Below are 24998 nucleotides of genomic sequence, written 5' to 3'. Positions count from 1 at the left end.
CATAGTGTTTCGGTGGTCATAGCGTTAGGGAAACGCCCGGTTACATTCCGAACCCGGAAGCTAAGCCTTTCAGCGCCGATGGTACTGCATGGGGGACCGTGTGGGAGAGTAGGACGCCGCCGAACAAATTTTAGAAAAAGCTCCGGTAGCTGAACTCGGTTCAGCTACCGGAGCTTTTTTGTTTCCGCAATGAACTGCGGAGCGTCACGTCGTGTTCACGTCCCCTGGAAACCCTCCAGGCATGGGGACAGTGGAGACGCTCACGGCAGCGGGCATCGGTGCAGGTGACGAGGTCGTCGTGCCCTCGTACGCGATGGCGGACGCGGCCGAGGCGGTCCGCCGGGCCGGAGCCGTGCCCGTGTTCGCGGACATCGACCCGGAGAGCCTCTGCCTGGACCCGGACTCGGTCGCCGCGACGCTCACCCTCCGGGCGGCCGCAGTGATGCCCGTTCACCTCTTCGGCCGCCGTGCCGACCTGGCCGGCCTGCGTGCCGTCGCCGACCGGCGCGGATTGCTCGTGGTCGAGTACGAGCAGCATGCGCAGTGCGAGCCGCCGGCCCCCGTGGACGAGAGCACCAGGCGGAGGTGGGCGCACGCCGCGTACCTGAACGCCAGGCTGCGGGGCGTCGTGACACCCGCCGTGACCCCGGGTGTTGAGCACGGCTACCACTCGTACGTGGTGCGCGTGCCGGGCAACGGCCGGCCGGACCGCGATGCGTTCGCGCGGGCGCTGCGGGCCCGCGGCGTACGGTGCCACGTGCCCGTACAGACGCCCGTGCACCGACTTCCCTCCTACCGGCGGGACTTGTGGCTGGCCGAGACCGAGCGGGCCGCCGATCAGTGCCTGGCGCTGCCCGTCGACGCCGCCGCCACCGAGCGGGAGCTGCACCGCGTCGTGGCCGTCTGCAATGCGCTGGGCGGGCTGGTTCCGGAAGCCGCCTGAATGAGGTGGCCGCAAGCCTCCGGCGCGGCCGCCCCACGTGGTCAAAAGTGCGTACGAACATGGGGTATGCTTTATCTCGTTGCAGGCCCCAATAGCTCAGTCGGCAGAGCGTCTCCATGGTAAGGAGAAGGTCAACGGTTCGATTCCGTTTTGGGGCTCCACAGAAGAAGGCCCTCGCCAAATGGCGGGGGCCTTCTTCGTATTCACACCCCGGGTATTCACACCCCGGCCGTCCTCACGGCAGCTCCGGCACCCGCATCGCCAGGATCGCCATGTCGTCGGACGCCGGCTCCGCGGCGAAGCGCTCGACCGCCCGCAGCACCCGGGCGGCCACCGCCCCCGCCGTCAGCCCCGTACAGGTCGTCAGCAGGTCGGTGAGGCCGTCGTCGCCCAGCATGCGCGCGCCCTCGCGACGCTCGGTCACGCCGTCCGTGACGCACAGGAGGACGTCGCCCGGTTCGAGGGTGACCGTCTGCTCGTACAGCTCCAGGTCCTCCATGACGCCCAGCAGCGGCTGCGGGTCGGCCGCCGCCTCCACCGTGCCGTCCTGGCGCAGGCGCAGCGGCAGGGGGTGGCCCGCGCAGACGACCTTGAGGACCGCGCTGCCGTCCTCCTGGGGCCACAGCTCGCCGTACAGGAGCGTCAGGAAGCGGCTGCGTGCGCCCTCGTCGAGGATGGCGGCGTTGAGGCGCTCCAGGACGGCCGGGCCGCCGTAGCCCTCGCGGGCCAGGAGGCGCAGGGCGTGGCGGGCGAGACCGGTGACCGCCGCGGCCTCGGGCCCCGTGCCGCAGACGTCGCCGATGGCGAAGCCGTAGGCGCCGTCGCGGATGGGGAAGAGGTCGTAGAAGTCGCCGCCGACCTCGTTGCCCTCGCCCGCGGCGCGGTAGATGACGTCGACCTCGACACCGGGGACGTGCAGCAGCTCGGGCGGGAGGAGGCTGCGCTGCAGGGACTGGCTGATGGCGGTGCGCTCGCTGTAGAGGCGGGCGTTGTCCAGCGCCAGGGCGGCCCGGCGGGAGAGGTCCTCGGCGAGCTCGAGGATCTCCTGGCGGAAGTGGTCGTCGGTGGGCTTGCCGAGGGTGAGCATGCCGATGACGCGGTTGCGGGCGACGAGCGGCAGGACGACGGTCTCTCCGCCGACGGCGGCCGCCGTGGCGAGGGAGGTGCTGGGCGCGGCCGCGTGGCGGTCGCTCTCGGCGATGCCGAGGGTGCGCAGGGAGCCGCGGAGCGCGGCGGCGTGGGCGGCCTCGGAGGGAGCGGTCCAGATGCGGGCGCCGGGCGTGGGGACGGGGTCCGGCGGGGCGAGCCGGCCGAGGAGGGTCTTGAGGCCGTCGATGCGGTCCTCGTCCTCGTGCAGCACGTAGGACAGCTCGGGCTCGGATGCGGGGTCGGCCACGGTGTAGACGGCGCACCAGGTGGCGAGGGTGGGCACCGTCATCTGTGCCATGAGGGCGAGGGTCTGGTCGCGGTCGAGGGTGCCGGCGAGGAGGTCGGAGGCCTCGACGAGGAAGGACAGGGAGCCGCGGCGCAGGCGTTCGAGTTCGTTGAGGCGGGCGCGCTCGACGGCCAGGGCGATGCGGTCGGCGGCGAACTGCAGGCGGAGCGCCTCTTCGTTGCTGTAGCGGCCCGGGGCCTCTGCGGCGACGCCCAGTGAGCCGGTGAGGCGGCCCTCGACCTTGAGGGGGACGGTGACGACCGAGCGCATGCCCGTGTCGTTCAGGAGGGGCACGGCGCCGGGGAGGACGGCGAGGTCCTCGTGGACGGCGGGCATCCGGGCGGAGCCGTAGCGGCCGGTGCCGGCCTCGACGGGGACGCGGGCGAAGCGCTGGCGGGCGGAGGGCAGACCGGTGGAGGCGCGCACCTCCAGCTCGGTCTCGTCGTCGGTGGCCAGCAGGAGGTAGGCGGCGTCGCCGTCGAGCATGTCGCGGGCGCGCTCCACGGTGCGCTGGAGGAGTCCGTCGAGGTCGTCGGGGGCGGGGGAGCCGATGAAGACCTCGAAGGGGTCGGTGACCGTCCCCCGGTCGGCGGCGCCGCTGTCGGGCGCGGCGGGAGTGCGCTGCATGCTCTGCAGGACGGCGCGCTCCTCCTCGCGCACCAGCAGGCAGACGGTGGAGGGGGCGCCCTCGTTGTCGCGGACGCGGAGGTGGGAGGCGTAGACGGGCGTGATGCGGCCGTCGGCGCCCCTTATGCCGTAGGACCCCTCCCAGCGGGACAGGCGCAGGGCCTCCGCGATGCCGGTGGAGGTGCCGGGGGTGTGCGGCCAGGCGGCGAAGTCGGTGAGCGGCTTGCCGAGGACCTGATCGGCGGCGAAGCCGAAGAGGGAGTCCGCGTCGTCGTTCCAGGCGGTGATGCCGCCGCCGCGGTCGAGCTGGACCACGGCGACGCGCACGCGGGCGTCGGCCACCGGCAGGGCCTCGGTGGGCAGGGCGGGGCCTGCCGAGCGGGTGCCGGCGGGGCGGTCGGGCAGGTCGAGCTGGAACCACACCTGCTTGTGGGTGGGGGTGTACTCGACGCCCCAGCGGGTGGCCAGGGCGGCGCACAGCAGCAGGCCGCGGCCTCCCTCGCGGTCGACGCCGCCGATGCGCCGGGCGGAGCTCTGCAGGGGCACCTCGCGCTCGGGATAGCGGTCGGCGACCTCGACGCGCACGCCGGTGGCCGTGCGCATGCACAGGACGTCGGCGGCGGTGCCGGCGTGGACGACGGCGTTGGTGACGAGCTCGCTGGTCAGGACGACGGCGTCGTCGATGATGTCGGGGTGGCCCCAGCCCTGGAGAGTGTCCCGGACGAAGGCACGGGCGGAGGCGACCGAGCGTCCGACCGGCTCGAAGGTGGCGGCAGCCCGCGCGGTGATCACAGGTCTCCTCGTCGTGTAGGTCTCGGCGATCTGCTCACCCATGTCGCAGCGCCCCTCCATTGCCCTGGCCGGATGCCAGGTTACTTACCTTCACCGCACAGGCGGAGGCCGGTGCGAACGGATTCCACCTTGGGAGTGCCCGCGGACCGTGTGCGATGCTGCCGAACTGTTATGGCCTGGCCGGGCCGGGGTGAAACACTGGGAAAGATTGAAGTGGAAGCCCGACGAGGATGATCGACCCTGCGGGAGGGACACGGTGGAGTCTGGCGCGGAGGCGCGGGGCGTGAGCACGCGCGCGAAGGGCGGACGGTCCCGGGCCAATGGGACGACGGAAGTCGACACGGCGGCCTTGACCAGGCTGCTGACGGCGCTGTCCGCCATGCGTGACGGAAACTTCCGGAAGCGGCTGACGGTCTCCGGCGACGGGGTGATGGCCGAGATCGCCGCGGTCTTCAACGAGGTCGCGGACCGTAATCTGCAGCTCACCGGGGAGCTGGCCAGGGTGCGCCGGGTCGTGGGCCGTGAGGGCAAGCTCACGGAGCGGCTGGAGGTCGGGGCCTGCGAGGGCGCCTGGGCCGCCGCGATCGACGCGTCGAACGCCCTGGTGGACGACCTGGTGCGGCCGGTGTCCGAGGTGGGGCGGGTGCTGTCGGCGGTGGCCGAGGGCGACCTGGAGCAGCGGATGGACCTGCGCTCGCAAGGGGCGGACGGGTCGGCGCATCCGCTGCGGGGCGAGTTCCTGAAGGTCGGGCGTACGGTCAACGGCCTCGTGGACCAGCTGTCGGCGTTCACCGACGAGGTGACGCGGGTGGCGAGCGAGGTGGGCACCGAGGGCAAGCTGGGCGGCCAGGCCCGGGTGCGCGGTATGTCGGGTTCGTGGAAGGACCTGACGGATTCCGTCAACACGATGGCGTCGAGGCTCACCGCTCAGGTGCGTGACATCGCTCTCGTGACGACGGCGGTCGCCAAGGGCGACCTCTCCCGCAAGGTCACGGTGCATGTGGCCGGGGAGATGCTGGAGCTGAAGAACACCGTCAACACGATGGTCGACCAGCTGTCCTCGTTCGCCTCCGAGGTCACGCGCGTGGCGCGCGAGGTGGGCACGGAGGGCGAGCTGGGGGGCCAGGCGCAGGTGCCCGGCGTCGCGGGCGTCTGGAAGGACCTCACGGACTCCGTCAACCTGATGGCGGGGAACCTGACCGCGCAGGTGCGGGGCATCGCGCAGGTGACGACGGCGGTCGCCAACGGCGACCTGTCGCAGAAGGTGACGGTCAGCGCACGGGGCGAGATCGCCCAGCTGGCCGAGACGGTCAACCAGATGACGGAGACGCTGCGCACCTTCGCCGACGAGGTGACGCGGGTGGCCAGTGAGGTCGGCGCGGAGGGCCGGCTCGGCGGCCAGGCTCAGGTGCCGGGCGCGGCGGGTACGTGGAAGGACCTCACCGATTCGGTGAACACCGCCTTCCGCAACGTCACGACGCAGGTGCGGGACATCGCCCAGGTGACCACGGCCGTGGCCAACGGAGACCTGGGCCAGAAGGTGACCGTCGACGTCTCCGGCGAGATGCTGGAGCTGAAGAACACGGTCAACACGATGGTGGACCAGCTGTCCGCCTTCGGTGCCGAAGTCACGCGCGTGGCGCGGGAGATCGGCGTCGAGGGCGAGCTCGGCGGTCAGGCCGCGGTGCCGGGCGCGGCGGGTACGTGGAAGGACCTCACCGATTCGGTGAACACCGCCTTCCGCAACCTCACGGGGCAGGTGCGCAACATCGCCCAGGTGACGACCGCGGTCGCCAACGGCGACCTCTCGCAGAAGGTGACGGTCGACGTCTCCGGCGAGATGCTGCAGCTGAAGAACACCGTGAACACCATGGTCGACCAGCTGTCCTCGTTCGCCGACCAGGTCACGCGCATGGCGCGCGACGTCGGCACGGAGGGCCGGCTGGGCGGTCAGGCCCGGGTGGACGGCGTCAGCGGCACCTGGAAGGAGCTGACCGACTCGGTCAACTTCATGGCGGGCAACCTCACCTCCCAGGTGCGGCAGATCGCGCAGGTGACCACGGCGGTCGCGCGCGGCGACCTCTCCCAGAAGATCGACGTGGACGCGCGCGGAGAGATCCTGGAGCTGAAGAACACCATCAACACGATGGTCGACCAGCTCTCGGCCTTCGCCGAGCAGGTGACCCGGGTCGCCCGCGAGGTGGGTACGGACGGCAGGCTGGGCGGCCAGGCGCAGGTGCCCGGCGTGGCCGGCGTGTGGCGCGACCTCACGGACTCCGTCAACGGCATGGCGGGCAACCTGACGGCGCAGGTGCGCAACATCGCGCAGGTCGCGACGGCCGTCGCGCGCGGTGACCTGTCGCAGAAGATCGACGTGGACGCCCGGGGCGAGATCCTGGAGCTGAAGAACACCCTCAACACGATGGTGGACCAGCTGTCCTCGTTCGCCGACCAGGTCACGCGCGTGGCCCGCGAGGTGGGCACCGAGGGCATCCTGGGCGGTCAGGCCGAGGTGCAGGGCGTCTCCGGCACCTGGAAGGACCTCACCCAGTCGGTCAACTTCATGGCCAACAACCTCACTTCGCAGGTGCGCAACATCGCCGAGGTGACGACGGCCGTCGCCAAGGGCGACCTGTCGAAGAAGATCACCGTCGACGCGAAGGGCGAGATCCTCGAACTGGTCACCACCGTGAACACGATGGTGGACCAGCTCTCGGACTTCGCGGAGCAGGTGACGCGGGTGGCCCGCGAGGTGGGCACCGAGGGGCAGCTGGGCGGCCAGGCGCGGGTGCGGGACGTCACCGGCATCTGGAAGGACCTCAGCGACAACGTCAACCTGATGGCCAACAACCTCACCAGCCAGGTCCGTAACATCTCGCAGGTCGCGGCGGCGGTCGCCAACGGCGACCTGACCAAGAAGGTGACGGTCGAGGCGCGCGGCGAGGTCGCGCAGCTGGCCGACACCGTCAACACGATGGTGACGACGCTGTCGTCCTTCGCGGACGAGGTCACGCGCGTGGCGCGCGAGGTGGGCACGGACGGCATCCTGGGCGGTCAGGCCCGCGTGCCGGGCGTCAGCGGCACCTGGAAGGACCTCACGGAGTCCGTGAACGCCATGGCCTCCAACCTGACGGGCCAGGTCCGCAACATCGCGATGGTCACCACGGCCATCGCCCAGGGCGATCTCACCAAGAAGATCGACATCGATGCCCGCGGCGAGATCCTCCAGCTGAAGACGACCATCAACACGATGGTCGACCAGCTGTCGTCCTTCGCCGAGCAGGTCACGCGCGTGGCCCGCGAGGTGGGTACGGAGGGCCAGCTGGGCGGTCAGGCGCGGGTGCGGGACGTGGACGGCACCTGGCGCGACCTGACCGAGTCGGTCAACGAGATGGCCGGGAACCTGACCCGTCAGGTGCGGGCCATCGCCGAGGTCGCCACCGCGGTGACCCGCGGCGATCTCAACCTCAAGATCGACGTGGATGCGGCCGGCGAGATCCTGGAGCTCCAGGACAACATCAACACGATGATCGCCAACCTCCGCGAGACCACCCTGGCCAACAAGGAGCAGGACTGGCTCAAGGGCAACGTCGCCCGGATCTCCGGCCTCCTGCAGGGCCGCCGGGACCTGGACGACGTCGCCGGGCTGATCATGAGCGAGCTGACGCCGGTGGTCTCCGCGCAGCACGGCGCGTTCTTCCTGGCCATGCCGACGGGCTCGCCGTCCGGTCAGGGCGCGGAGGAGGGCCTGGACGCCTACGAGCTGCGCATGCTCGGCTCGTACGGCTACTCGATGGGCTCCATGCCCACCTCCTTCCGGCCCGGCGAGACGCTGATCGGCACCGCCGCGAAGGAGAAGCGGACCATCCTGGTGGAGAACGTCCCGCCGGGCTACCTGAAGATCGCCTCCGGTCTGGGCGAGGCGCCTCCCGCGCACGTCATCGTGCTGCCGGTGCTCTTCGAGGGCCAGGTGCTGGGTGTGATCGAGCTGGCCTCGTTCCAGCCGTTCGCGCAGATCCAGAAGGACTTCCTCAACCAGATCGCCGAGATGATCGGCACCAGCGTCAACACCATCAGCGTCAACACCAAGACGGAGATGCTGCTCAAGCAGTCGCAGGAGCTGACCGAGCAACTGCGCGAGCGGTCGGCCGAGTTGGAGAACCGGCAGAAGGCGCTGGAGATCTCCAACGCGGAGCTGGAGGAGAAGTCCGAGCGGCTGGCGCGCCAGAACCGCGACATCGAGGTGAAGAACACCGAGATCGAGGAGGCCCGGCAGGTGCTGGAGGAGCGCGCCGAGCAGCTCGCGGTCTCGATGCGCTACAAGTCCGAGTTCCTCGCCAACATGTCGCACGAGCTGCGCACGCCGCTCAACTCGCTGCTCATCCTGGCGAAGCTGCTCGCCGACAACGCGGACGGCAACCTCTCGCCCAAGCAGGTGGAGTTCGCCGAGACCATCCACGGCGCGGGCTCGGACCTGCTGCAGCTGATCAACGACATCCTGGACCTGTCCAAGGTCGAGGCGGGCAAGATGGACGTCAGCCCGACCCGTATCGCGCTCGTCCAGCTGGTCGACTACGTGGAGGCCACGTTCCGGCCGCTGACGGCGGAGAAGGGGCTCGACTTCTCCGTACGGGTCTCGCCCGAGCTGCCGGCCACGCTGCACACCGACGAGCAGCGGCTGCTGCAGGTGCTGCGCAACCTCCTGTCGAACGCGGTCAAGTTCACCGACACCGGCGCGGTGGAGCTGGTCATCCGGCCGGCCGGCGGGGACGTCCCGGACACCATCCGCGAGCAGCTCCTGGAAGCGGGCTCGCTGCGCGACCCGGACGGCGAGGTGATCGCCTTCTCGGTCACCGACACCGGCATCGGCATCGCGGCCAGCAAGATGCGCGTGATCTTCGAGGCGTTCAAGCAGGCGGACGGGACGACCAGCCGCAAGTACGGCGGCACCGGCCTCGGGCTGTCGATCAGCCGGGAGATCGCCCGGCTGCTCGGCGGCGAGATCCACGCCGCGAGCGAGCCCGGCCGCGGCTCCACCTTCACCCTCTACCTCCCGCTCAACGCCGGTGAGCTGCCGCCCCAGGGCTACCCGCAGCTCGCGCCGGGCAGCCGGCCCGAGCCCGGCGGCGAGCAGGGGGGCGGCGTCGAGGACGTCACGGCCGTCGAGGCGGGCCTGCCGGTCGCCGGGGCGGATGCGCCCGCGCGCGGGGCGGCCGGCCTCCTCCTGCGGCGCCAGCGGGCAGCCCAGGCCGCCGCGCAGTGGCCCGCTGCGGCCGCGCCGGGGGCCCAGCCGCCGGCCGTCCCCCAGGGCGAGCCGTGGCCGACCGAGCTCCGTGGTGACGCAGAGCAACCGACGGCCAAGGACTTCGGGTCCGGGTTCGGCGGGGGCTTCCACGGCGAGAAGGTGCTGATCGTCGACGACGACATCCGCAACGTCTTCGCCCTCACGAGCGTCCTGGAGCAGCACGGGCTCTCGGTGCTCTACGCGGAGAACGGCCGCGAGGGGATCGAGGTTCTGGAGCAGCACGACGACGTCGTGGTGGTCCTGATGGACATCATGATGCCGGAGATGGACGGCTATGCCACGACGGCCGCCATCCGCAGGATGCCGCAGTTCGCGGGCCTGCCCATCATCGCGCTCACCGCGAAGGCGATGAAGGGCGACCGGGAGAAGAGCATCGACGCGGGGGCGTCGGACTACGTCACCAAGCCCGTCGACACCGATCACCTGCTCACGGTGATGGAGCAGTGGATGCGCGCCGAGTGAGGAGGAGCGGCGCGGGCCGCCCGGCGTTCGCGGGCGGCCGCTGACCGAGTGTGCGCGAGGACGTGTGGGGACCGGGGATTCGGGGAACCTTCTGGTCCCCCACTACGTTTCTGCTACGTGCACAGTGACATCGCGGTGACAGGGTGTGGCGACCGGCGGGGTGCGGCTACCATGACCGGCACAAGGACGGGCGGCGCAAGGGAGTCGTCCCCTGGGGCGGCGCCCGGTGCACTGCCGGGGCGAGGAGGACGGGCCATGGTGCAGAAGGCCAAGATCCTCCTGGTCGATGACCGGCCGGAAAATCTGCTGGCGCTGGAGGCCATCCTCTCGGCGCTCGATCAGACACTGGTACGGGCATCGTCAGGGGAGGAAGCGCTCAAGGCGCTGCTGACGGACGATTTCGCAGTGATCCTGCTGGACGTCCAGATGCCTGGCATGGATGGATTCGAGACCGCGGCGCACATCAAGCGGCGGGAGCGGACGCGGGACATCCCCATCATCTTCCTGACCGCCATCAACCACGGCCCGCACCACACCTTCCGCGGCTACGCGGCGGGTGCGGTGGACTACATCTCCAAGCCCTTCGACCCGTGGGTGCTGCGCGCCAAGGTCTCGGTCTTCGTCGAGCTGTACATGAAGAACTGCCAGCTGCGCGAGCAGGCGGCCCTGTTGCGGCTGCAGCTGGAGAACGGCCAGTCCGGGCGTACGGGCGCCGCGGCCGCCCAGGAGCCCGCGGGGCTGCTCGCCGAGCTCTCCGCACGGCTCGCCGCCGTCGAGGAGCAGGCCGAGGCGCTCACCAAGCAGCTCGACGAGTCCGCCGACGCCGCGGCCGTCGCCACCGCCGCCCACCTCGAGCGCAAACTCACCGGCCTGCGGCGCGCGCTGGACGCCCTGGAGCCCGGGGCCGGTAGCGGGGCGAGCCCGCTGCCCGCTCCCAGCTGACTCTTTGACGCCCTGTCACCCTTGAAAACATTGGGCCACGACACGAACGGGTGAACGCCGGGGCGCGGGTGTCCCGCGCGCCCGGCAACGGTAATCTCGGCTCCATGGCCTCACGTACGTCCGGCAAGGGTTCCCAGAGCGCGGCGGGCACCTCGAAGCAGCGTGCCGGGCGCTCCGGGGGCACCGCCAAGAAGGCAGCGCCCAGGCCCGCGGGACGGGCGCCCGCCAAGAAGGCGCCGCCCCGCAAAGCGCCCGCCAAGAAGGCCGCGGCCAAGCGGGCACCCAAGCGGGCCCCTGCTCCTGCCGGCGGCGTCCGCCGCGTGGGGCGGGGCGTGGCCCACGGCGTGGGCGCGCTGTTCCGCGGCGTCGGCCGCGGCGCACGGGGCCTCGATCCGGCCCACCGCAAGGACGGTGTGGCGCTGCTGCTCCTGGGCCTCGCCCTCATCGTGGCGGCGGGCACCTGGTCCAGCCTGGAGGGCCCCGTCGGCGATCTGGTGACCATGCTCGTCACGGGCGCCTTCGGCCGGCTCGACCTCGTCGTGCCCATACTCCTCGGCATCATCGCGGTCCGGCTCTTCCGCCACCCCGAGCGCCCCGAGGCCAACGGACGGATCGTCATCGGCCTGTCCGCGCTGGTCGTCGGCGTCCTCGGGCAGGTCCACGTGGCCTGCGGGTCGCCCGGGCGGGGCGACGGCTCACAAGCCCTGCAGGACGCGGGCGGCCTGATCGGCTGGGCCGCGTCCAAACCCCTGGTCTTCACGGTCGGCGAGGTGCTCGCCGTGCCGCTGCTGGTGCTGCTCACCGTCTTCGGCCTGCTGGTCGTCACCGCCACCCCCGTCAACGCCATCCCGCGCCGCCTGCGGCAGCTGGGGATCCGGCTCGGGCTGATCGAGCCGCTGCCCGGCGAGTACGAGGCGGAGGACGCCGCGGGCTACGCGGAGTACGCCGAGGACTGGCGCGAGGAGCCCGCCGCGCGCCCCCGCCGCGCTGCGACGCGACGGGCCGCCGGGGCGACCGACCCGGAGCAGGCCGAGGAAGAGGCGCTGAACAAGCGGCGCAAGCCGCGCCGCCCCGCCGGGCAGCCCGTGGAGCCCCCCGCCGGCCGCGAGCCCGACGCGGTCGACATGGCGGCCGCTGCCGCCGCCTCGCTCGACGGGGCCGTGCTGCACGGCGTGCCGCCCACCCCGCTCGTCGCCGGGCTCAGCAGCGGCATCGCGCAGGACGACGACGGGCAGCCGGGCGCCGTGCAGTCCGCACGGGGCCGCGGCCAGGGGCCGGGCGCCGTGCAGGACCGCACCAAGGGCGTCCCCGACCTCACGCGCGGCGTGCCGGACCTCACCAAGGCCGCGCCCGCCCCCGACGCGGCGCCGGGCCTGCCCGCGCGTGCCGAGCAGCTCCAGCTCTCGGGCGACATCACCTACTCCCTGCCCACGCTCGACCTGCTGGAGCGGGGCGGTCCGGGCAAGGCGCGCAGCGCCGCGAACGACGCCATAGTGGCCGCGCTGACCACCGTCTTCTCCGAGTTCAAGGTCGACGCCGCCGTCACCGGCTTCACCCGCGGCCCGACGGTCACGCGCTACGAGGTGGAGCTGGGCCCCGCCGTCAAGGTCGAGCGCATCACCGCCCTCGCCAAGAACATCGCCTACGCCGTCGCCAGCCCGGACGTCCGCATCATCTCCCCGATCCCCGGCAAGTCCGCCGTGGGCATCGAGATCCCCAACACCGACCGGGAGATGGTCAACCTGGGCGACGTCCTGCGCCTCGCGGACGCCGCCGGGGACGACCACCCGATGCTCGTCGCGCTCGGCAAGGACGTCGAGGGCGGCTACGTGATGGCCAACCTGACGAAGATGCCGCACATCCTCGTCGCCGGAGCCACCGGCTCCGGCAAGTCCTCGTGCATCAACTGCCTCATCACCTCGCTGATGGTGCGGGCCACGCCCGACGAGGTCCGCATGGTGCTCGTCGACCCCAAGCGCGTGGAGCTGACGGCCTACGAGGGCATCCCGCACCTGATCACCCCGATCATCACCAACCCCAAGCGCGCGGCCGAGGCCCTGCAGTGGGTCGTCCGCGAGATGGACCTGCGCTACGACGACCTCGCGGCCTTCGGCTTCCGGCACATCGACGACTTCAACGCGGCCGTCCGGGCGGGCAAGGTCACTCCTCCGGAGGGCAGCGGGCGCGAGCTCTCCCCGTACCCCTATCTGCTGGTGATCGTCGACGAGCTGGCGGACCTGATGATGGTCGCCCCGCGGGACGTCGAGGACTCGATCGTGCGGATCACCCAGCTCGCCCGTGCCGCCGGCATCCACCTCGTGCTGGCCACCCAGCGCCCGTCCGTCGACGTGGTCACCGGCCTGATCAAGGCGAACGTGCCGTCCCGGCTCGCCTTCGCCACCTCCTCGCTCGCCGACAGCCGCGTCATCCTCGACCAGCCGGGCGCCGAGAAGCTGATCGGCAAGGGCGACGGCCTCTTCCTGCCCATGGGGGCGGGCAAGCCGGTCCGCATGCAGGGCGCCTTCGTCACGGAGGCCGAGGTCGCGGCCGTCGTGCAGCACTGCAAGGACCAGATGGCGCCGGTCTTCCGGGACGACGTCACCGTGGGCACGGCCAGGAAGAAGGAGATCGACGAGGACATCGGCGACGACCTGGACCTGCTGTGCCAGGCCGCGGAGCTGGTCGTCTCCACCCAGTTCGGCTCGACCTCGATGCTGCAGCGCAAACTGCGTGTGGGATTCGCGAAGGCGGGCAGACTCATGGACCTGATGGAGTCGCGGGGCATCGTGGGCCCGAGCGAGGGCTCCAAGGCCCGCGACGTCCTCGTCAAGCCCGATGAGCTGGATGCCGTGCTCGCGGTGATCCGCGGGGACGGCGGGTCCTGACGGCGCCGGAGATTCCTGCCCAACCGTTTCTCTCGGCGGCGTGTCGAGTTGAGAAAGGGGGGCGGTCCGATGTTTCACCGTCGGCGCCGCAGAGTCATCTGATGGCGTACAAAGTCCGGCTTCCCGCTTGCCCGCGGCTTTCGTATCCCCCCTAGACTGAACTCCCAGCAGGTGGCTACACGCTCGAAAGGCGCCCACGTGTCCATCGGCAACTCCTCCGCAGACGCAGAAGCACCAGACGACCGGCCGTCGATCGGCCGGGCTCTCCAGCAGGCCCGTATCAGCGCCGGACTGACCGTCGACGAGGTCAGCTCCACCACCCGCGTGCGCATCCCGATCCTGCACGCGATCGAACAGGACGACTTCTCGCGCTGCGGCGGAGACGTCTACGCACGTGGGCACATCCGCACCCTGGCGGTCACCGTCGGGCTCGACCCGGCCGGGCTGCTCGCGCGCTACGACGCCGAGCGCGGCGGGCGCCCCGCGCCGACCCCCGCGGCACCCGTCTTCGACGCCGAGCGCATCCGCCCCGAGCCCCGCCGGCCCAACTGGACGGCGGCGATGGTCGCCGCGATCGTGGCCGTCGTCGGTTTCGTCGGCTTCACGCTCTTCAACGGCGGCGCCAAGAGCACCAACGGCTCCGTCGCCGCGGACTCGCCCTCCGCCAAGCCCTCCGCCTCGCCGAGCCGGAAGCTGCCCTCGGGCAAGCCGGCCGACCCGAAGGCGGAGCCCTCGGGCAGGGCCATCGCCGGGGCACCGGCCAACAAGGTCACCGTCAAGCTCGCCGCCGATCACGGCCAGACCTGGATGTCCGCCAAGGACCACAACGGCCGGCTGCTGGAGGAGGGCGTCCTCAAGCAGGGCGATTCCAAGACCTTCACCGACAACACCCGGATCGATCTCGTTCTGGGCAACGCCGGGGCCGTTCGGCTGTTCGTGAACGGCAAGGAGGTCAAGAATGTCGGCGACAAGGGCCAGGTCCAGCGCCTCAGCTACACCAAGGGAGACCCCGTAGCGGGCTGACCTGCGGCGGAAGGCGGGCGCGGACGGCTGGGGGACGCGCCGCCGGGTGATCGTTCTCTCGTGGCCCACCGGTGTCGCCGGGAGCCTCGGCAGCGGATGCGGCTCCGGGACAAAGTAGGCTGAGCCCTATGCCCGAACGCCGTACCGTCGCTCTTGTCACACTTGGCTGCGCCCGTAACGAGGTGGACTCGGAGGAGCTGGCAGGCCGCTTGGCGGCGGATGGCTGGGACCTCGTGGAGGACGCCGCCGACGCCGATGTGGCCGTCGTCAACACCTGTGGCTTCGTCGAAGCCGCAAAGAAGGACTCCGTCGACGCCCTCCTGGAGGCCAACGACCTCAAGGACCACGGGCGCACCCAGGCCGTGGTCGCCGTCGGCTGCATGGCCGAGCGGTACGGCAAGGAGCTCGCCGAGGCGCTGCCCGAGGCCGACGGAGTGCTCGGCTTCGACGACTACGCCGACATCTCCGACCGGCTCCAGACCATCCTCTCCGGCGGCGTCCACGCCTCCCACACCCCGCGCGACCGCCGCAAGCTGCTGCCGATCAGCCCCGCCGAGCGGCAGGGCGCCGACGTGGCCCTCCCGGGGCACGCCCAGGACACCCCTCCCGACGACCTGCCCGAGGGCGTGGCGCCGGCCTCCGGGCCGCGTGCGCCGCTGCGCCGCCGGCTGGAGACCAGCCCCGTCGCGTCCGTGAAGCTCGCCTCCGGCTGCGACCGGCGGTGCTCCTTCTGCGCCATCCCCTCCTTCCGCGGCTCCTTCATCTCCCGCCGCCCCTCCGACGTGCTGGGCGAGACGCGCTGGCTCGCGGAGCAGGGCGTGAAGGAGGTCATGCTGGTCTCGGAGAACAACACCTCCTACGGCAAGGACCTCGGCGACATCCGCCTGCTGGAGACGCTGCTGCCCGAGCTGGCGGCCGTCGACGGCCTGGAGCGCATCCGGGTCAGCTACCTGCAGCCGGCGGAGATGCGGCCGGGTCTGATCGACGTGCTGACCTCCACCGAGAAGGTCGCGCCCTACTTCGACCTGTCCTTCCAGCATTCGGCCCCCGGCGTGCTGCGCGCCATGCGCCGCTTCGGCGACACCGACCGCTTCCTGGAGCTGCTCGACCAGATCCGGGCCAAGGCCCCGCAGGCCGGCGCCCGCTCCAACTTCATCGTCGGCTTCCCCGGTGAGACCGAGGAGGACGTCGCTGAGCTGGAACGTTTCCTGACCGGAGCCCGCCTGGACGCCATCGGCGTCTTCGGCTACTCCGACGAGGACGGCACCGAGGCGGCCACGTACGACCACAAGCTCGACCCCGAGATCGTCGCCGAGCGCCTCGCGCGCATCTCCCGGCTCGCCGAGGAGCTCACCGCGCAGCGCGCGGAGGAGCGGATCGGAGAGACCATTGAGGTGATGGTCGACCGTGTGGACGAGGAGGACGGCGTGATCGGCCGGGCCGCCCACCAGGCGCCCGAGACCGACGGCCAGGTCATGCTCGGCACCGGCCCGGACCTCGTCCCCGGCCGTATGGTCGTGGCCAAGGTGGTGGCGAGCGAGGGTGTCGACCTCGTCGCCGAACCGCTCGGCGACGGAGGGTGTACCGAGGAGGCGGGCAGATGACCGGAGTCCCGGCCTCCGCCACCGGAGGCCATGCCCCGGCGGCAGCCGTACGGCAGGCCGGGCTGTGGAACATCGCCAACATCCTCACCATGGTGCGGCTGCTGCTCGTGCCCGGGTTCGTGCTGCTGATGCTCCACAACGGCGGCTACGACCCGGCCTGGCGCTCCTTCGCCTGGGCCGCCTTCGCCATCGCCATGATCACCGATCTCTTCGACGGTCATCTGGCCCGGGCGTACAACCTGGTCACGGACTTCGGCAAGATCGCCGACCCGATCGCGGACAAGGCGATCATGGGTGCGGCGCTGATCTGCCTGTCCGCGCTGGGCGACCTGTGGTGGTGGGTCACCGGCGTGATCCTCTTCCGCGAGATCGGCATCACGCTGATGCGGTTCTGGGTGATCAAGCACGGCGTCATCCCGGCCAGCCGTGGCGGCAAGATGAAGACCCTCGCGCAGGGCGTCGCCGTCGGGATGTACATCCTGGCGCTGACCGGGGCGCTGGCCACCGCTCGCTTCTGGGTGATGGCGGTGGCCGTGGTGTTGACGGTGGCCACGGGGCTCGACTACGTGAAGCAGGCCGTCGTGCTGCGCAGGGCCGGCCGGGCGGCGGCCGCCGCCGCCGGAACCCCCGGGACCGCGTCCCGATGAGCACGGCGGGCGACACGTACACCCCGGCGGCGTCGGCGGTCCTGGCCGCGCTGGTGGCGCGCGGTGAGACCGTCGCCGCCGCCGAGTCGCTCACCGGCGGGCTGGTCGCGGCGGAACTGACGGCGGCGCCCGGCGCGTCCCGCTCGGTGCGCGGGTCGGTCACGGCGTACGCCACCGAGGTCAAGGCCGCGGTGCTGGGCGTGGACGGGGAACTGCTCGCCGGGCGCGGCGCCGTGGACGGCGACGTGGCGCGGCAGATGGCCCACGGCGTCCGCGCGCTGCTGGGCGCCGACTGGGGCCTCGCCACGACCGGTGTCGCCGGTCCCGAACCCCAGGACGGCAAGCCCGTCGGGACGGTCTTCGTGGCCGTCGCGGGGCCGGGGGAGCGCACCCGGGTGCGCGAGCTCTCGCTGGACGGGGAGCGCTCCCGGATCCGGTCGGAGAGCGTCCGGTCGGTGCTGGAACTGCTGCTGAACGAACTGACGGAAAACGTGGGCGCAAAGGATACGGAACACAACGGGGGGAATGGATGTTTGCAGCCCTGAGTGAACACGACATAGCTCCCCGCACGGCCGGAGCCCGAGGCGGTACGGTGGGGCGTGAAGGATCCGGATTCGCGGTCCAAGGAGGGAGCCACCGATGATTCTGCTCCGTCGCCTGCTGGGTGACGTGCTGCGTCGGCAGCGCCAGCGCCAGGGCCGCACTCTGCGCGAGGTCTCCTCATCCGCCCGGGTCTCGCTCGGTTACCTCTCCGAGGTCGAGCGGGGGCAGAAAGAGGCGTCCTCCGAGCTTCTCTCCGCAATCTGCGACGCTCTGGACGTACGGATGTCCGAGGTCATGCGCGAGGTCAGCGATGAATTGTCGCTCGCCGAGCTGGCGCAGTCGGCAGCGGCGAGCGAGCCGGTACCCGCGCCGATGCGGCCGATGTTCAATACGGTGTCCGTGACGGGCGTGCCGGGGGAGCGAGTCACGATCAAGGCTCCCGCCGAGGCCGTGGACGTGGTCGCGGCCTGACAGGCGTTTTGCGTGAAATCCCGGTCGGATCTCCGACCGGGATTTCGTGTTTCCCGGAGCCGTTCGGTCCGGGGTGGATTTGCGGTGGTGTGCGATGGCGAGCCGGCGGGAAGGCGGATAAAAAGACGAACAACACGGAACAAACGGTCCAAACCGTTGAGATGGGGAGAACCTGGATGTCTGTCGTCAAGAGTTCGCTGTCCGAGCCGGATCGCAAGACCGTGGGGGACGCCCTCCAGGGTGCCCTGGTCGACCTGGTGGACCTCTCGCTGGTGGCCAAGCAGGTGCACTGGACCGTCGTGGGCCCCCGTTTCCGCTCGGTCCACCTGCAGCTGGACGAAGTCGTCGCGAGCGCCCGCGTGCACGCCGACACCGTCGCCGAGCGCGCCTCGGCCCTCGGCATCGCGCCCGACGGGCGTGCCGAGACCGTCGCCAAGACCAGCGGCATCGACCCGGTCGGCGGTGGCTGGAGCAAGGACACCGAAGCCGTACAGACCCTCGTCTCCGCGCTCGGCGCGGTGATCACCCGGATGCGGGAGCGCATCCGCGCCACCGAGGAGCCGGACCCGGTCACCCAGGACCTCCTGATCGGTCTGACCGGCGACCTCGAGAAGCACCACTGGATGTTCCAGGCGGAGAACGCCTGACGTCGCCGGGGGCGGACCCCGGCGGAGCGGAGACGGGATCCCCCGGGCGCCGGAGCCCGGGGGATCCGTCGTGCCGGGGCTCCGGGGCCTGGCCTCTGGGGGCGGACTTCCGGGGCCGGGCCTCTGCTGCCGGTGCCGGGGCTCCCGGTGGGCTCCGGGCGGGCCTTGCGCTCCGCCGGATCCGGTTCCAGTGGCGCCCGGGGCCCGGCCGCGCTCTCCTGGGGACATGGACGAGCACCCGGTGATCCGCTTCACGAACGAGCTGATGGTGCTCACGGATCTCGACCAGACGACGGCCGGCACCTTCGTGCGCCGGGTGTACCAGGAGGGCACCCACGAGGGCGAGCAGCGGCTGATCGTCGACCTGCACCAGCGCGACCGCAGGATCACGGAGCTGGAGCAGGAGCTGGCGCGGCTGCGGGGCGGGGACTACGGCTGACCGCCGGCGTCGCAGGGCGCGAACGGGCGTGCAGCGCGCCGCTTCCGGCTTCCGGTGCGCTCTCCCACGCCAGGGGAAGCCGGTCTAGCGTCGGCCGAAGGAGGCAGCCATGGTCCGGCGTGATGTCTGGGGCTGCCGTCGGCCGTACGTCCTGCTGGGGCGGGCGGCAGCGCTCGTCGCCGGCGGTCTGTGGTGGTGGGCCCTGCTGAGACTGCTCGTCCAGCCGGGGCGGGCCGGGCCCGTGGACGGGCTCGTCCTCGCCGGAGGGTGGGGTCTGAGCCTGCTGCCGGTGCACTGCGGCCCCTGGAGACGGCGTGACGCCCGGGAGGGGCTCCTGGGCGCCGTGGCCGCCCGGGTGGGGCGGGTGGCGTGGGCGTACTGGCGGCGCGGCGGGGCCGGCCGGTCGTGAGGGCGGCCGGGATGGTCGTGGACGAAGACGACGAAGACGAGGACGAGGACGAGGACGAGGAAGGGGTGGGTGAGGGGCGGGTATGGGGGCGGATCCCTACGAAGGGGTGGTTCCCTACGGACCACAGGGCTTCACTCGTTCGGCTTAATCATCCGGTGTGCCCGGGCGCGGGGCCGGGCTGGCAGGCGGGGCACCAGTACGTGACGCGCTCCTGGCCCGGCTCCCCCTGGTCCGCCGTGCACAGCGGCGTACCGCAGCGGCGGCAGGGCCGCCCGGCGCGCCCGTACACCCACACCCGGTGGTCGGGGCGCGGATCGCCGGTGGTGATGCGGGCGGTGCGCGCCTTGTTGGCCTCCAGGAGCTTCCTGGCGAGGGCGGGCAGGCGCTCGGGGGCCGGGACGTCGCGGACGGGCAGCCAGGGAGAGATCCGGAGCAGGAAGCAGAGCTCCGACTTGTAGACATTGCCGATCCCGGCGAGGTTGCGCTGGTCGAGCAGGGCCTCGCCCACGGGCCGGCCCGCGTCGGCGAGCAGCCGGCGCAGCGCCTCCTCCGCGTCCCAGCCGGGGCCCAGGAGATCCGGGCCGAGGTGGCCGACCGCCGAGCTCTCGTCGGCGGTGCGCAGCAGCTCCAGCACGGGCAGGCGGTATCCCACCGCGGTGCGGTCGGCGGTGGCCAGCACGGCGCGGATCTGGTGCCCGGGGCCGCCGCGCCACCGCTCGCCGGGGGCGTACACGCGCCAGGCGCCGTCCATCCTCAGGTGCGAGTGCAGGGTCAGGCCGCCTTCCACGCGCGTGAGCAGGTGCTTGCCGCGGGGGAGGACCTCGGTGACGCGGCGGCCGGTGAGGTCCACGGTGGCCAGCGAGGGGACGCGCAGGTCGGAGCGGACCAGCGGGGCGCCGGCCAGGGCGCGGTCGAGCTCGCGCGCGGTGCGCCAGACGGTGTCTCCCTCGGGCATGTGCTCCTCCGTCCTTCCGTCCCGCTGCCGTCCGTCCTTGTCTGCCCTTGCCCTTTGTCTCTCTTTGTCCTTGTCCTTGTCCTTGCTCTTGTCCTTGCCCGGCTTCCGGCTCAGGGCGCGCGCAGGCGCAGGCCCTTGGGCGTGGCGTGGAAGCCCGCCGCCTCCAGCAGGGGGCCCAGGGGGGAGGACAGCGCGGCGGCGCCGTTGACGCGCTCGACGGTGACGGTGCCGAGCGCGCCCGCGCGGGCCGCCCCGGCCAGCGCCTCGGCCGCCTCGCGCAGCCCCGGGTCGTCCGCGTCGGCCGTCTCGGCTCCCTCCTGCTGCGGCCAGGCGAGCAGGGTCTTGCCGCCGCGCTCCATGTACAGGGCGAGGGCGCCGTCGAGGAGGACGACCAGGGAGCCCGCCTTGCGCCCCGGCTTGTGGGTGGCGCCGGCCGGCGGCTCGGGCCAGGAGAGCGCCGCGCCGTAGGCGTTGGCGGGGTCGGCCGCGGCGAGGACGACGGCCCGGGTGCGGCGCGGGGCCGTGGACGGAGCCTCCCACGGCATGCCGGCCGCGGCGGGGGCGCCGCCTGCCGCCCGGTCGCGGGCCGTGCTCGCGGCCCGCAGCCGGTCGACGGCGCCGTCCATGGCGAACTGCGCGGCCCCCAGGCCCTCGACCACGTAGCCGCGGCGCGCCTGGCCGCTCTCCTCGAAGACGGACAGCACGCGGTACGCGGCGGAGAAGCCGCCTTCCACGCCTTCGGCGGCCACCGCTCCGCGGGTGACGACCCCGTGCCGGTCGAGGAGCGTACGGGCCAGGGCGTGGGCGCGGTGCGTGGGATCGGGCTCGTGCGCGGGCAGCAGGGACCAGCGGCCCGCGACCGTGGGCGGGCCCCCGCGGGAGGCGGCCGGCGAGGTGGGCAGGCCGCCGCGCGCGGTGAAGGAGCCGTAACGGCCGCGCGGCACCGCGCGCTTGGCGCGGTGCGCCGTGGAGCCCGCCGTCCGCCCCGAGCCGAGGAGGGCGCGCAGCGGGGCGAGGGTGTCGTTGGTGAGCCGGCCGGACCAGGCGAGGTCCCACAGGGCGTCGGCGATCTGCGGTTCCGTGACGTCGGGGACGGCGGCGCGCACGCGCTCGGCGATCTGACGGAAGAACAGGCCGTAGCCGCCGGAGAGCGCGTCGAGCACCGCCTGGTGCACGGGGGAGAGCTCCAGCGGGTGGGGGGCGGGCAGCAGCAGCGGGGCCGCGTCGGCGAGCAGCAGGGACACCCAGCCGTCCTTGCCGGGGAGGGCACCGGCCCCGGCCCACACCACCTCGCCCGCCGCGGTGAGTTCGTCGAGCATGGCCGGGGAGAAGTCGCGCACGCGGCCGGGGAGCACCAGCTTCTCCAGGGCCGACGCCGGGACGGGCGCGCCCTGCAACTGCTCGACCGCGCGCAGCAGTCCGTCGATGCCGCGCAGGCTGTGGGTGCCGACGTGCTGCCACTGGGGGAGGAACGCGGCCAGCGCGGCGGGCGGTACGGGCTCCAGCTCGTGCCGCAGCGCCGCGAGGGAACGGCGGCGCAGCCTGCGCAGGACGGCCGCGTCGCACCACTCCTGGCCGATGCCGGAGGGGTGGAACTCGCCCTGGACGACGCGGCCGCCGGCCATGAGGCGCTGCAGCGCGCCGTCGGTCACGGCCGTGCCCAGGCCGAAGTGGGCGGCGGCCTCGGCCGAGGTGAAGGGGCCGTGGGTGCGGGCGTACCGGGCGAGGAGGTCGCCCAGCGGGTCCTTGACGGGCTCGGTGAACGCCTCGGGGACGCCGACGGGCAGCGCCGTGCCCAGGGCGTCGCGCAGCCGCCCCGAATCCTCGACGGCCGCCCAGCGCTCCTCCCCGGCGATCCGTACGCGGACGGCGCGCCGGGACTCCGCCAGCTCCCGCACCCAGGCCGGGTCGGCGCCGCGCCCGGCGAGGCCGGCGTCGGTCAGCGGGCCCAGCAGGCGCAGCAGGTCGGCGACGCCTTCGCGGTCCTTGGCGCGCCGGTCCTCCGTCAGCCACTGCAGCTCGCGCTCCAGCTCGGCCAGCACCTCCGCGTCGAGCAGCTCGCGCAGCTCGGCCTGGCCCAGGAGCTCGGCGAGCAGCCGCGAGTCCAGCGACAGGGCGGCGGCACGGCGCTCCGCGAGGGGCGAGTCGCCCTCGTAGAGGAACTGGGCGACGTAGCCGAAGAGCAGCGAGCGGGCGAACGGGGAGGGCTCCGGGGTGGTCACCTCCACCAGGCGGACGCGGCGCGATTCGATGTCGCCCATGAGCTCGGTGAGACCGGGGACGTCGAAGACGTCCTGGAGGCACTCGCGGACGGCCTCCAGGATGATCGGGAACGAACCGAACTCCCCGGCGACCTGCAGCAGCTGGGCGGCGCGCTGGCGCTGCTGCCACAGCGGGGTGCGCTTGCCGGGGTTGCGCCGGGGAAGCAGCAGGGCCCGGGCGGCGCACTCGCGGAAGCGCGCGGCGAACAGGGCCGAGCCCCCGACCTGGTCGGTGACGATCTGGTCGATCTCGCCCTTGTCGAAGGTGACGTCCGCGGCGCCGACGGGCGACTGCTCGCCGTCGTACTCCGTGCCCTTGCGGACGGGGTCGGCGTCCAGCAGGTCGAGGCCCATGAGGTCGGCGTCGGGCAGCCGCAGCACGATGCCGTCGTCGGCGTGCATCACCTGGGCGTCCATGCCGTACCGCTCGGCGAGGCGGGCGCCCAGGGCCAGTGCCCAGGGGGCGTGCACCTGGGCGCCGAAGGGCGAGTGGACCACGACGCGCCAGTCGCCGAGCTCGTCGCGGAAGCGCTCCACGACGATGGTCCGGTCGTCCGGGACGTGCCCGCACGCCTGGCGCTGCTCGCCCAGGTAGGCCAGGACGTTGTCCGCCGCCCAGGTGTCGAGGCCGGCGGCGGCGAGCCGCTCCCGGGCGGCGTCCGCGTCCGCGGAGCCGACCTCGCGCAGGAAGGCGCCAAGGGCCCGGCCCAGTTCGAGCGGGCGCCCCAGCTGGTCGCCCTTCCAGAACGGCAGCCGCCCCGGGACGCCGGGCGCGGGGGTGACGAGGACACGGTCGCGCGTGATGTCCTCGATCCGCCACGAGGTGGTGCCCAGGGTGAAGACGTCGCCCACGCGCGACTCGTAGACCATCTCCTCGTCCAGCTCGCCGACCCGGCGCCCGCCCTTGGCCCCCTCCTTGGACTCGGCGCCGGCCAGGAAGACGCCGAACAGCCCGCGGTCGGGGATGGTGCCGCCGGAGGTGACGGCGAGCCGCTGCGCGCCCGGGCGGCCCGTGACCGTACCGGCGACGCGGTCCCACACCAGGCGCGGCCGCAGTTCGGCGAAGGCGTCGGACGGATAGCGGCCCGCGAGCATGTCGAGCACCGCCGTGTAGGCCGACTCCGGCAGGGAGGCGAAGGGGGCGGCCCGCCGCACCAGGGCCAGCAGCTCCTCCACGTCCCAGGAGTCGACGGAGACCATGGCGACGACCTGCTGGGCCAGGACGTCCAGCGGGTTGGCGGGCACCCGCAGGGACTCGATGCCCCCCGAGCGCATCCGCTCGGTCACCACGGCCGCCTGCACCAGGTCTCCCCGGTACTTGGGGAAGACGACTCCCGTGGACACCGCGCCGACCTGGTGGCCCGCGCGGCCGACCCGCTGCAGCCCCGAGGCGACCGACGGCGGCGACTCGACCTGGACGACCAGGTCCACCGCGCCCATGTCGATGCCCAGCTCCAGGCTGGACGTGGCGACGACGGCGGGCAGCCGGCCCGCCTTGAGGTCCTCCTCGACCAGGGCCCGCTGCTCCTTGGAGACCGAGCCGTGGTGCGCGCGGGCGAGGACCGGCGGCGCCCCCTTGGCCGCGCCGGACTCGGCCATCAGCTCGGCGGGGGAGTGGTGCTCGGGCAGGGGCGCGCCCGTGGCGCGCTCGTAGGCGATCTCGTTGAGCCGGTTGCACAGCCGCTCGGCCAGCCGGCGGGAGTTGGCGAAGACGATGGTGGAACGGTGTGCCTGGACGAGATCGGCGATCCGCTCCTCCACATGGGGCCAGATGGACGGCCTGTCCTTGCCGTCACCGCCGTCCTGGACCGGCGACGCACCCAGCTCGCCCAGATCCTGCACCGGGACGACCACCGAGAGGTCGAACTCCTTGCCGGACGGCGGCTGGACGATCTCCACCCGCCGCTGCGGCGAGAGGTAGCGGGCCACTTCGTCCACCGGCCGGACCGTCGCGGAGAGGCCGATGCGCCGCGCGGGGCGGGGCAGCAGTGCGTCGAGCCGCTCCAGGGACAGGGCGAGGTGGGCGCCCCGCTTGGTGCCCGCGACCGCGTGCACCTCGTCGAGGATGACGGTCTCCACGCCCTTGAGGGCGTCCCTGGCGGCGGACGTGAGCATCAGGAAGAGCGACTCGGGGGTCGTGATCAGGATGTCCGGCGGGCGGTTGACGAGGGCCCGGCGCTCGGCGGGCGGGGTGTCGCCGGAGCGGATCCCGACGCGCACCTCCGGCTCGGGCAGCCCCAGGCGGACGGCTGCCTGCCGGATGCCGGTCAGCGGGCTGCGGAGATTGCGCTCCACGTCCACCGCGAGGGCCTTGAGGGGGGACACGTAGAGCACCCGGCAGCGCTTCTTGGTCTCGGCCGGCGGCGGGGCGCTCGCCAGCCGGTCGAGCGAGGCGAGGAAGGCCGCCAGCGTCTTGCCGGACCCCGTCGGCGCGACCACCAGGACGTCCGACCCCTCGCCGATGGCCCGCCAGGCCCCTTCCTGCGCCGCCGTGGGCGCGCTGAAGGCTCCCGTGAACCAGGCACGCGTCGCCGGGGAGAACCCCGCGAGGGCCCCGTCCGCACCCGCCGCCGCACCGGCTGCTGTCTCGTCCGCCATGCCACCCATC

15 protein-coding genes, 1 tRNA gene and 1 rRNA gene are annotated in these 24998 nt (G+C 72.6%); 14 read left to right on the top strand and 3 right to left on the bottom strand.

Features of this window, described 5'->3' with window-relative positions; translation table 11 throughout:
• The first annotated feature begins 8 nt into the window (after positions 1-8).
• The 3 genes from rrf (at position 9) to ACFPP6_RS15375 (ending at position 1104) form a co-directional block, all read left to right on the top strand.
• Positions 9-125, top strand: a 5S ribosomal RNA gene (gene rrf, locus ACFPP6_RS15385).
• Between the two features lie 116 nt (positions 126-241).
• The gene (locus ACFPP6_RS15380) at positions 242-943 is read left to right on the top strand and encodes a DegT/DnrJ/EryC1/StrS family aminotransferase (protein WP_382041770.1); all 702 of its coding nucleotides are present in this window, start codon (positions 242-244) and stop codon (positions 941-943) included.
• Between the two features lie 85 nt (positions 944-1028).
• Positions 1029-1104 (top strand) — tRNA-Thr (locus tag ACFPP6_RS15375).
• Between the two features lie 74 nt (positions 1105-1178).
• Here ACFPP6_RS15375 and ACFPP6_RS15370 read toward each other — a convergent pair.
• Positions 1179-3839 (bottom strand): SpoIIE family protein phosphatase, encoded by a 2661-nt coding sequence (locus ACFPP6_RS15370; protein WP_382041767.1) that lies wholly within the window; start codon positions 3837-3839, stop codon positions 1179-1181.
• A gap of 214 nt (positions 3840-4053) precedes the next feature.
• Here ACFPP6_RS15370 and ACFPP6_RS15365 point away from each other — a divergent pair, with 214 nt between their 5' ends.
• The 11 genes from ACFPP6_RS15365 (at position 4054) to ACFPP6_RS15315 (ending at position 19174) form a co-directional block, all read left to right on the top strand.
• A complete protein-coding gene (locus tag ACFPP6_RS15365; protein WP_382041764.1) occupies positions 4054-9564 on the top strand; it encodes a HAMP domain-containing protein in 5511 nt (1836 codons plus the stop codon).
• A 255-nt stretch (positions 9565-9819) separates the two neighbouring features.
• Positions 9820-10506 carry a response regulator gene (locus ACFPP6_RS15360; RefSeq protein ID WP_058047234.1) on the top strand — a complete coding sequence of 229 codons (687 nt, stop codon included), beginning with the start codon at positions 9820-9822 and terminating at the stop codon, positions 10504-10506.
• Between the two features lie 104 nt (positions 10507-10610).
• Entirely contained in the window at positions 10611-13391 is a 2781-nt protein-coding gene (locus ACFPP6_RS15355; protein ID WP_382041762.1) for a DNA translocase FtsK, read from the top strand.
• A 198-nt stretch (positions 13392-13589) separates the two neighbouring features.
• Positions 13590-14414, top strand: a complete 825-nt coding sequence (locus ACFPP6_RS15350; RefSeq protein WP_382041759.1) for a helix-turn-helix domain-containing protein — start codon at positions 13590-13592, stop codon at positions 14412-14414.
• 128 nt (positions 14415-14542) lie between these two features.
• On the top strand, positions 14543-16018 hold the full coding sequence (gene rimO / locus ACFPP6_RS15345) for a 30S ribosomal protein S12 methylthiotransferase RimO (RefSeq protein WP_382041756.1): 1476 nt from the start codon (positions 14543-14545) through the stop codon (positions 16016-16018).
• On the top strand, positions 16015-16665 hold the full coding sequence (gene pgsA / locus ACFPP6_RS15340) for a CDP-diacylglycerol--glycerol-3-phosphate 3-phosphatidyltransferase (protein ID WP_382041754.1): 651 nt from the start codon (positions 16015-16017) through the stop codon (positions 16663-16665). The genes rimO and pgsA overlap by 4 nt, the downstream gene beginning before the upstream one ends.
• The gene (locus ACFPP6_RS15335) at positions 16662-17210 is read left to right on the top strand and encodes a CinA family protein (RefSeq protein WP_382041751.1); all 549 of its coding nucleotides are present in this window, start codon (positions 16662-16664) and stop codon (positions 17208-17210) included. The genes pgsA and ACFPP6_RS15335 overlap by 4 nt, the downstream gene beginning before the upstream one ends.
• Before the next feature lie 94 nt (positions 17211-17304).
• On the top strand, positions 17305-17679 hold the full coding sequence (locus ACFPP6_RS15330; protein WP_168091934.1) for a helix-turn-helix domain-containing protein: 375 nt from the start codon (positions 17305-17307) through the stop codon (positions 17677-17679).
• Between the two features lie 176 nt (positions 17680-17855).
• Positions 17856-18326, top strand: a complete 471-nt coding sequence (locus ACFPP6_RS15325) for a Dps family protein (RefSeq protein ID WP_168091933.1) — start codon at positions 17856-17858, stop codon at positions 18324-18326.
• 226 nt (positions 18327-18552) lie between these two features.
• Entirely contained in the window at positions 18553-18765 is a 213-nt protein-coding gene (locus ACFPP6_RS15320; RefSeq protein WP_058047241.1) for a hypothetical protein, read from the top strand.
• Between the two features lie 109 nt (positions 18766-18874).
• Entirely contained in the window at positions 18875-19174 is a 300-nt protein-coding gene (locus tag ACFPP6_RS15315) for a hypothetical protein (RefSeq protein ID WP_382041748.1), read from the top strand.
• Positions 19175-19322: 148 nt separating this feature from the next.
• On the opposite strand, the gene ACFPP6_RS15310 is transcribed toward ACFPP6_RS15315, so the two are convergent.
• Positions 19323-20129, bottom strand: a complete 807-nt coding sequence (locus ACFPP6_RS15310) for a DNA-formamidopyrimidine glycosylase family protein (RefSeq protein WP_382041746.1) — start codon at positions 20127-20129, stop codon at positions 19323-19325.
• Between the two features lie 110 nt (positions 20130-20239).
• Complete coding sequence (locus tag ACFPP6_RS15305; RefSeq protein ID WP_382041745.1) at positions 20240-24988, bottom strand: ATP-dependent helicase; 4749 nt, start codon at positions 24986-24988, stop codon at positions 20240-20242.
• Between the last annotated feature and the right edge of the window lie 10 nt (positions 24989-24998).

Origin of the sequence: Streptomyces aureoversilis (assembly GCF_042657885.1) — a bacterium.
GTDB classification, from domain to species: domain Bacteria; phylum Actinomycetota; class Actinomycetes; order Streptomycetales; family Streptomycetaceae; genus Streptomyces; species Streptomyces aureoversilis.
This window is presented reverse-complemented; position numbering and strand designations above follow the sequence as displayed.